Below are 8,084 nucleotides of genomic sequence, written 5' to 3' on the forward strand. Positions count from 1 at the left end.
TTCTGCGACGGCCGGCACCCGCCGCCTGCTTCAGTACCGTGCGTCCTTGGGCTTCGGGTCACGCGGCCAGTCCTTGCCCTTGTTGGCGAAGTCCGGCCGCGGCTGGTTGATGAAATAGCCGGCGATGTCCACCGCATCCTGGTCCGGCATCACCTGCTGCCCCAGCGGCGGTGCGCGGGTCACTGCCGGTGGCATGTTGTGCTTGATGAAACCGGCCGCCTTGTACAGGCGCGCCATGCCGGCACCGATGTTGAAGCTGTGGTCGCCCCACAGCGGCGGGAAGGCGATGTCACCGCTGGCATCGCGTCGGCCTTCGCCGTTGTCGCCATGGCAGGCGGCGCACTGCACGGCATACAGCGCCTGGCCGCGGACCGGGTCCGGAGTCAGCGTGCTGTCGATGGGGCCCTCACTGGGCGCGGCCACTTTTGCACCCTCTGGCACCGGGCTGCTCAGCCACGCCATGTAGTCGAGCATCGCGCGCATCTGCGGTGCGTCCTTCGGCAGCGGCTTGCCGTTCATCGAGCGCTGCAGGCAGCCATTGATGCGCTCGGTCAGCCCGATCACCTTGCCCGGGCGCGGCATGTAGCGCGGATAGGCACCGCCGCCGGTATTGAAGTAGTGGTTGCCGAACGGTCGCTTGCCCTCGGCCATGTGGCACGAATTGCAGTTCAGATCGTTGCCGACGTTGTCCGGAAGCAGGCGCGCGGTCTCGTTGAGGATGCGCCGGCCGAGCATCACCGATTCGGCATTGCCCAGTCCGGCGATCTCCTCGGCACTGGGCGCGTGGTAGTGGGCGACCACCTTGCCCTGTGCATCGAGGATATCGATCGTACTGGCTACGGCGGCATCCAGGCCCGGGTGCAGGTGACGATAGGCGAGGGTGCCCGCACCGGCCAGCAGCACCACGGTGATCGCACTACCGAGCAGCAGGCGGGAACGTTTGCGCGAACGCTTCATCGTGCGGCCTCCTGCGGAACGAAGTGCACCGGCTTGTCACGCACCACCCGGCGCATGCGTGCCACCTCGACCTCTCTCACCGCGCTGGCCTGGTTGCCCCAGCTGCTGCGGATGAAGGTCAGGATCTGTGCCAGCTGCGCGTTCGGCAGCTGCTCGAAGCCGGGCATGGTGAAGGCCATGCGGTCGTGCGGGGTGTGCGGGGTGCGACCCCCGATCAGGGTCACCTGCACCAGCGAACTGGGATCGTCGGCGAACACGATCGAGTTGCCTGCCAGGGCAGGATAGACGCGTGGCATGCCGCGCCCGTCGGCACGGTGGCAGGCCTGGCAGTGCTCGGCATAGGCCAGCGAACCGGCCACGCGATAGTCGCCACTACGCAGCGCGGCGGTGGTGGTGTCGGTACCAGGCGACCACTGCGCACTGCGTCCCTCACGCGCCGGCAGCTGCTTCAGGTAGCGCGCCATGGCCAGCAGGTCAGCGTCGGACAGGTACTGCGTGCTGTGCTCGACCACGTCGGCCATGCCACCGAAGGCTGCCGATCGATCGGTGCGCCCGGTGCGCAGGAAGTCGACGATCTCGCCCTCGCTCCAGCTGGCCAGGCCGGTCGATTCATTGCGCAGGTTCTTCGCATACCAGCCTTCCAGCACCGAGCCGGACAGGAACTGGCGGCTGCCATCGTCGGCCATCGCCTTCTCCTGGAACGCCAGCCCACGTGGTGTATGACAGGCGCCGCAGTGGGCCAGGCCCTCAACCAGCTCAGCGCCACGCTGCTGGCCCACATCCAGCGACGGATCCGGGTTGAAGCTGCGCGGGCGCGCGAACAGCAGCTGCCACCATGCCAAAGGCCAGCGCATGTTGGCCGGCCATGGAATCGTGCTGTCGGCGTTGCTTTGCTTCACCGGCTGCACCGAGCCCATGAAATAGGCATACAGCGCCTTGATCTCGGCATCGCTGGCGATCACGTACGAGGCATACGGCATCGCCGGATACAGCGGCTGGCCGTCGTGGCGGATGCCGCGGCGGACCGCGCGTTCGAAATCGGCGTAGTCGTAGGCACCAATGCCGGAGTCCGGATCGGGGGTGATGTTGGTCGAATAGATCGTGCCCATCGGCGTCTGCATGCCCAGGCCACCGGCGAACGGCTTGCCGCCCGGCGCGGTGTGGCAGGCCGCGCAGTCGGCGGCACGTGACAGGTAGCGCCCCTGCGCGATCAGCGCCGGATCGTGGATGTCGACCTGCGCGGTCTGTCGCGGTGCGAACCAGTAGGGCGTGCTGCGGGCGATGCCGTAGGCGGCGGCCACCGTGGCGGCCAGGGCAATGGCGAGCTTGAACGAGATGCGCATGGCGGCACTGTGGGCACTCCCGGGCGCGCGTTCATTGATCCGGATCAATGACTGAACCGATACAGCTTTTACACCAAACTGAATCGTTCCTGCGTTGTCATCAAGCCGTCATCCGTGCGCGATAGATGGCCGGTCTATTGGGCGTTACCGTCCCAATCTGTCTGATTCACCCCTATGACGTGATATGAAGCGCCTGCTGCTGTTGTTGCTGGCGTGCGCCGGCCTGTGGCTGGCCGCATGCTCATCCTCGATCAACGCCTCGTCCACCTCACTCGCCGATCAGCTGATCGCGCCGGGCGGCGTGTCGACCCTGCTCGATCGTCCGCGCATCGCCGCGGCCATCGCCGAACTGCCCAACCGCCATGGCTTCGCGGCGGGCCGCGATGGCGTGCCGATCTTCTGGCGCGTATTCGATCCGGGCGACTACGGCGCGCGTTACCGCTACCTGCCGCAGCGCCACGAGAACGGCCTGCCGCTGGATACCGGCCTGAGCCTGGCCGTGCCGCAGCCGTTCCGCGCGCAGGCGCCGCGCGGCACCGTGGTGCTGCTGCATGGGTGGATGATGAACGGTGATTCGATGCTGCCATGGTCGCTGCAGCTGGCCGAATCCGGCTACCGCGTGGTCACGCTCGACCTGCGCAACCATGGCCAGTCCGGCACCGGCCCGTCCGGCTATGGCACCTATGAGTCGGATGACGTGGTCGATGTGATCGGCGAGCTGCGCGCGCGCGGCGAAGTGACCGGGCCGCTGTACCTGTTCGGTGTGTCCTATGGTGCGGCCACGGCGGTGTTCACCGCCGACAAGCTGGGTGACCAGGTCGAAGGCGTGGTGGCGATGGAATCGTTCGCCAATGCCGGCGTGGCGATCCGCACCATGATCCCGCACCTGATGGGGCTGCAGCCGGAAGGCCTGAAGGCGCAGGCGGTGGCGTCGTACGCGCGCTGGCGCTACGGCGGCCAGGACATCAACCAGGTGATCGCCGCCGCCAGCCGCCGCATCGACGTCGATCTGGACCGCGTGGACGTCGCGCGTGCGTTGGCCGATACCCGCGCCTGCGTGCTGTTGCTGCACGGGCAGGGCGACCAGCACATTCCGGTCAGCCAGGGCCGCGAACTGGCCCAGGCCAATCCGCGCGCGCACTACATCGAAATGCGCGGCGAGGACCACATCACCCTGCCGCTGCGGCTGGACCTGCTGGCGGGCGTGGTCGATGACTGGATGGCGCGCGACGAGCACCATCCGCAGAACGCGTGCCCGGCACCGCAGCTGCCGGCCCAGGCTGAGTGGCTGGCGCGCAGCTGAGAAAAAGGGGACGGAGGGGATTAAGTCGTTTCCAGGCCAGGTGTGCGGGAAACGACTTAATCCCCTCCGTCCCCTTTTTCTGTCAGGCCACGCGTCGTGCCAGCGCGCGGGCAGACGCCGCGACGCCGAGCAGTAGCGCGGCCACGCACAGGAAGGCGAAACCGAGGCTGGTGGCATGCGCCAGTGCGCCGATCGCTGCCGGACCGGCGAGGATGCCGGCGTAACCCAGTGTGGTCACCGCGGTGATGGCGATGCTCTCCGGCATCACCCGCTGCTGGCCCGCCATCGAGAACAGCGCCGGCACGATGTTGGCGCAGCCCAGCCCGACCAGTACGTAGCCGGCCAACGCCACCGGGAACGAGGGCACCAGCGTGGCCAGGGTGAAGCCCGCCGCAGCGGTGATGCCGCCGATGACCAGCGTGCGGGTCCGGCCGAGGCGCTCGACGATGCCGTCGCCGAACAGGCGCATCGCGGTCATCGCCAGGGTGAACAACGCAAAGCCGGCCCCGGCCTGGTCGCGCGGTACCTGCCGCACTTCCGCCAGGAACACCGCACTCCAGTCCAGCATTGAGCCCTCGGCAAGGAACACCACGAAGGCCAGCACGCCGATGAACAGGACCACGCCGTGCGGCAGCGCCAATAGCGGGCCTTCGTGCAGGATCCGTTGCGGACGCCAGTGCGGTGCCGACAGCACGGCAACCAGCAGCAGCGCGGCCACCGAAAGCAGCGCGGCCAGCCACAGCGGCGTGCCGAGGATCAGCAACCCGGTCATGCAGCCGGCGCCGACGAATCCACCGATGCTGTAGAAGGCGTGGAAGCCGGACATCATCGCGCGCCCGGCGTCGCGCTCGACCGCCACGGCCTGCATGTTCACCGTGCAGTCCATCGCGCCCACACCGGCGCCGAACAAGAACAGGGCGGCGCCCAGCGCAAGCGGCGAGGGCGCCAGTGCCAGCAATGGCAGTGCCAGCAGCAACGCTGCGCAACTGGCCACCAGCAGGCGCCGGCATCCCAGCCGTCCGGTCAGCGCACCGGCCAGTGGCATCGCCAGCAGCGAGCCGAGCCCGAGGCACAGCAGCACGGCACCGAGGCTGGCGTCGGACAGCCCGGCCTTGGCCTTGGCGTAGGGGACCATCGGTGCCCACGCGGCGGTGGCGAATCCGGGAATGAAGAAGGCGGCACGGGTGGCGTGCTGCTGGGCACGTGGGGATGAAGGCGTCATGCGTGATGCGAAGCTCGGGGAGAGCTCCATGAAATCGTTATCAGGCCAGGTCGGCAAGTGCCATGCATGACATCAAACGACGCATACGATTGCAGTGACCCGATTGCGTCACCAGCGATTAACGCCACGCACGGACAGTGGCTGCACAGTCGGCATCCCGCCGGCCGCTGCCGGAGACCTTTACATGAGCACGACACCGACCATCCTCCTTGTCCATGGATTCTGGGGCGGGGCCGCACATTGGGCCAAGGTGATCCTGGAACTGCATCGCAACGGCCACGACCGCGTGCAGGCGGTGGAACTGCCGCTTACCTCGCTGGCCGACGACGCAGGACGCACCCGGAAAATGATCCGGCAGATCGACGGGCCGGTGCTGTTGGTCGGCCACTCCTACGGCGGCGCGGTGATCAGCCAGGCCGGTAGCGAACCCAACGTGAAGGGCCTGGTCTACATCGCTGCCTTCGCGCCTGATGCCGGCGAGAGCCCCGGTGGCATCACCCAGCAGCACCTGCCGGAGGCAGCGCCGAACCTGGCACCGGACAGCGATGGCTACCTGTGGCTGCGTGCGGACAGGTTCCATGAGAGCTTCTGCCAGGACCTGAGCGCCGACGAGGGCCGGGTGATGGCGGTGACCCAGAAGGCGCCGTTGGCGAGCGCCTTCGGTGATGCGGTCAGCGATCCGGCCTGGAAGCACAAGCCGAGCTGGTACCAGCTGTCCCGCCAGGACCGCATGATCGCGCCGGACAACCAGAAGGCCATGGCCACGCGCATCCAGCCCAAGCGATTGCTGGAGCTGGATGCCAGCCATGCCTCGCTGGCCTCGCAGCCGAAGGAAGTGACCGCGCTGATCCTGGAGGCCTGCGCCGCCATCGGCGGCTGAGCCTGCGCGGCGCGTCGCACCGCACGACAGGATTCCACCTTCGGCGAGATCACCAACCCGGCCACGCAGGCCAAGGTGGTACATCGCACCCAACCGTATTGGTTGCTGGATGCGATGGCGCGTTATGAATTCAGTGATCGCCTGTCGGCCACGCTCAACGTCAACAACCTGCTGGACAAGCGCTACTACACGATCTTCAGCTGGTACAGCACCTACACCTGGGGTGAGCCGCGCAATGTGCGGCTGGCGATGACGTACAGGTTCTGACGCGGGTCCTGTAGAGCCGAGCCCGCGCTCGGCTGGCTGTCACACCGCAGCCGAGCGTGGGCTCGGCTCTACGGAAATGCGCCCGCGATGCTTTGCGGCATCGCGGGCGTTGTGGTTACAGCGGCAGGTCGAACACCAGCACTTCGGCGTCGTTGCCGTTTTCCAGGGTCAGCTGCGCTTCGTCGCTGACCTGCAGTGCATCACCGGCTTCCAGGGTGATGCCATTGACCTGCAGCTGGCCTCGGGCAACCTGCACATAGGCACCACGGCCATTGCCGAGCGCGTGGTGCAGCTTCTGGCCGCCATCGAGGATGGTGGCGAAGATGCGGGCATCCTGGTGGATGCGCAGCGAACCGTCGGCGCCGTCCGGCGAAGCGATCAGGCGCAGCTGGCCGCGCTTGGTCTCCGGGGCGAAGTGGGTCTCCTCGTAGGACGGCGTGATGTTCTCGCGGTCCGGGAAGATCCAGATCTGCAGGAAGTGCACGGTCTCGTCGGCCGAGTGGTTGAATTCGCTGTGGCTGACACCACTGCCGGCACTCATGCGCTGCACGTCGCCGTAGCGCAGCACCGAGCCGGTGCCCATCGAGTCCTTGTGCTCCAGCGCGCCGCCCAGCACATAGGAAACGATCTCCATGTTGCTGTGGCTATGGGTGCCGAAGCCCTGGCCGCCGATCACCTTGTCTTCGTTGATCACCCGCAGCGGGCCGAAGCTGACGTAGCGGGGGTCGTAGTAGTTGGCGAAGGAGAAGGTATGGCGCGAGGACAGCCAGCCATGCTCGGCCAGGCCACGGGTAGCGCTCTTGCGGATCTGCAGCATGATGGAATCTCCTTGTTCGATGGTTTCGATGGGGCGGGGTGAGGCGGTAGTTGTCGTGTTTCCCCGTTGGAGAGAAGTATCTGCTTGCGCCCGGGGTTTGAAAAACGGATAGTTTTGACGGCCATCATCGAAAAATTCGAATGCTCAAGCTCAGCCTCGATGCCCTGCAGATCCTGGATGCCATCGACCGCCGCGGCTCCTTTGCTGGCGCCGGCAAGGCCCTGCACAAGGTGCCCTCGACCATTTCCTACACCGTGGCCAAGCTGGAGGAGGACCTCGGCGTTCAGCTGTTCGACCGGGTCGGCCCGCGTGCCGAACCGACCGAGGCCGGACGCGCCCTGCTGGACGAGGGTCGGCATCTCCTGCGTGCGGCCCGCGAGCTGGAGCTGCGGGTGCGCCGGGTGGCGTCGGGCTGGGAGACCGAGCTGACCCTGGCGGTGGACTCGGTGTTCCCGACCTGGCTGCTGGGCCCGGACATCGCCGCGTTTCGTGAAGCGGAGGCGCCGACCCGGCTGCGGCTGATCGGCGAGGCCCTGTCCGGCACCTGGGAGGCCCTGCTGGACCGGCGCGCCGACCTGCTGGTCGGGGCGCCGGGCGAGGGGCCCAGTGGCGGTGGTTACGTGGTCGAGCCGCTGGGCACGGTGGAGTTCGTGTTCGCGGTCGCACCCGGTCATCCGTTGGCCAAGGTGCCGGGCGTGCTCGGTCGCGAGCAGCTGGTCGAGCACTGCGCGATCGCCGTTTCTGATTCGGCGCGGCGGTTGCTGCCGCGCACGGTGGGCCTGTTGATGGGGCAGGAGATGCTGACCGTGCCTGACATGGCCAGCAAACTGAAGCTGCAATGCGAAGGTGTGGGCTTCGGCTTCCTGCCCGAGCCGTGCGCGCGCGCTGCAGTGGCGCGTGGCCAGCTGGTGATCCGCGAGGTGGAGGAACACAAGCCGGAGGAAACGTTCTGGCTGGCCTGGCGCACCGGCGAGGACGGCGCGGCACTGCGGTGGTGGCGCGAGCGCCTGCGCAGGCCGGAGCTGCTGTCGCAGTGGTGGCAGGCAATGGCCAAGGGGTAGGGTTTGGCAGGGCTGCGCCCTGCACCCGCCGAGGCCAAAGCAACAGCAACAGCAACAGCGTGCATTCCGTGAGGTGGCGGGTTGGGTCCGGCTGCGGGAGACGCCGTAAACCCCCAGGCCGGCCCAGCCGCTGGCGGCTGTGCGTTCGGGCGCTTGCGAAGCAGTGCTTCGCAAGCAAAGCGCCCTCACCCATGGGGGCTTGGCCGCGGCATCCATGCCGCGGACACTCCCGCA

7 protein-coding genes and 1 pseudogene are annotated in these 8,084 nt (G+C 67.5%); 4 read left to right on the forward strand and 4 right to left on the reverse strand.

Going from position 1 to position 8,084, the window contains the following annotated elements; all coding sequences use genetic code 11:
• Positions 1–30: 30 nt before the first annotated feature.
• Together AC5P8R_RS09200 and AC5P8R_RS09205 are read right to left on the reverse strand one after the other, a co-directional pair.
• Entirely contained in the window at positions 31–957 is a 927-nt protein-coding gene (locus tag AC5P8R_RS09200) for a c-type cytochrome (RefSeq protein ID WP_014646731.1), read from the reverse strand.
• Entirely contained in the window at positions 954–2,300 is a 1,347-nt protein-coding gene (locus tag AC5P8R_RS09205; protein WP_495223310.1) for a c-type cytochrome, read from the reverse strand. Before AC5P8R_RS09205 ends, AC5P8R_RS09200 begins: the two co-directional genes overlap by 4 nt.
• Before the next feature lie 184 nt (positions 2,301–2,484).
• Between AC5P8R_RS09205 and AC5P8R_RS09210 the strand changes: the two genes are divergently transcribed.
• Positions 2,485–3,603: an alpha/beta fold hydrolase gene (locus AC5P8R_RS09210; protein WP_126411929.1), complete on the forward strand. Its 1,119-nt coding sequence runs from the start codon at positions 2,485–2,487 to the stop codon at positions 3,601–3,603.
• 82 nt (positions 3,604–3,685) lie between these two features.
• On the opposite strand, the gene AC5P8R_RS09215 is transcribed toward AC5P8R_RS09210, so the two are convergent.
• Positions 3,686–4,825 (reverse strand): MFS transporter, encoded by a 1,140-nt coding sequence (locus AC5P8R_RS09215; protein WP_180834890.1) that lies wholly within the window; start codon positions 4,823–4,825, stop codon positions 3,686–3,688.
• Positions 4,826–5,009: 184 nt separating this feature from the next.
• Between AC5P8R_RS09215 and AC5P8R_RS09220 the strand changes: the two genes are divergently transcribed.
• Positions 5,010–5,705, forward strand: a complete 696-nt coding sequence (locus AC5P8R_RS09220; RefSeq protein ID WP_495223311.1) for an alpha/beta hydrolase — start codon at positions 5,010–5,012, stop codon at positions 5,703–5,705.
• Between the two features lie 27 nt (positions 5,706–5,732).
• Positions 5,733–5,972, forward strand: a pseudogene (locus tag AC5P8R_RS09225) (TonB-dependent siderophore receptor); the annotation flags it as partial.
• 115 nt (positions 5,973–6,087) lie between these two features.
• Here AC5P8R_RS09225 and AC5P8R_RS09230 read toward each other — a convergent pair.
• Complete coding sequence (locus tag AC5P8R_RS09230; protein ID WP_014646736.1) at positions 6,088–6,789, reverse strand: pirin family protein; 702 nt, start codon at positions 6,787–6,789, stop codon at positions 6,088–6,090.
• Between the two features lie 140 nt (positions 6,790–6,929).
• On the opposite strand from AC5P8R_RS09230, the gene AC5P8R_RS09235 reads away from it, so the two are divergent.
• A complete protein-coding gene (locus AC5P8R_RS09235; RefSeq protein WP_014646737.1) occupies positions 6,930–7,850 on the forward strand; it encodes a LysR family transcriptional regulator in 921 nt (306 codons plus the stop codon).
• Positions 7,851–8,084: the final 234 nt, after the last annotated feature.

The sequence above is a fragment of the Stenotrophomonas sp. YJH_SMC_73 genome (assembly GCF_059370155.1).

Bases quoted from the DNA above. Each gene is read 5' to 3' on its own strand.
- AC5P8R_RS09210 (WP_126411929.1), top strand. From the start codon at position 2,485: ATGAAGCGCCTGCTGCTGTTGTTGCTGGCGTGCGCCGGCCTGTGGCTG.
- AC5P8R_RS09220 (WP_495223311.1), top strand. From the start codon at position 5,010: ATGAGCACGACACCGACCATCCTCCTTGTCCATGGATTCTGGGGCGGG.
- AC5P8R_RS09215 (WP_180834890.1), bottom strand. From the start codon at position 4,825: ATGACGCCTTCATCCCCACGTGCCCAGCAGCACGCCACCCGTGCCGCC.
- AC5P8R_RS09235 (WP_014646737.1), top strand. From the start codon at position 6,930: ATGCTCAAGCTCAGCCTCGATGCCCTGCAGATCCTGGATGCCATCGAC.
- AC5P8R_RS09200 (WP_014646731.1), bottom strand. From the start codon at position 957: ATGAAGCGTTCGCGCAAACGTTCCCGCCTGCTGCTCGGTAGTGCGATC.
- AC5P8R_RS09230 (WP_014646736.1), bottom strand. From the start codon at position 6,789: ATGCTGCAGATCCGCAAGAGCGCTACCCGTGGCCTGGCCGAGCATGGC.
- AC5P8R_RS09205 (WP_495223310.1), bottom strand. From the start codon at position 2,300: ATGCGCATCTCGTTCAAGCTCGCCATTGCCCTGGCCGCCACGGTGGCC.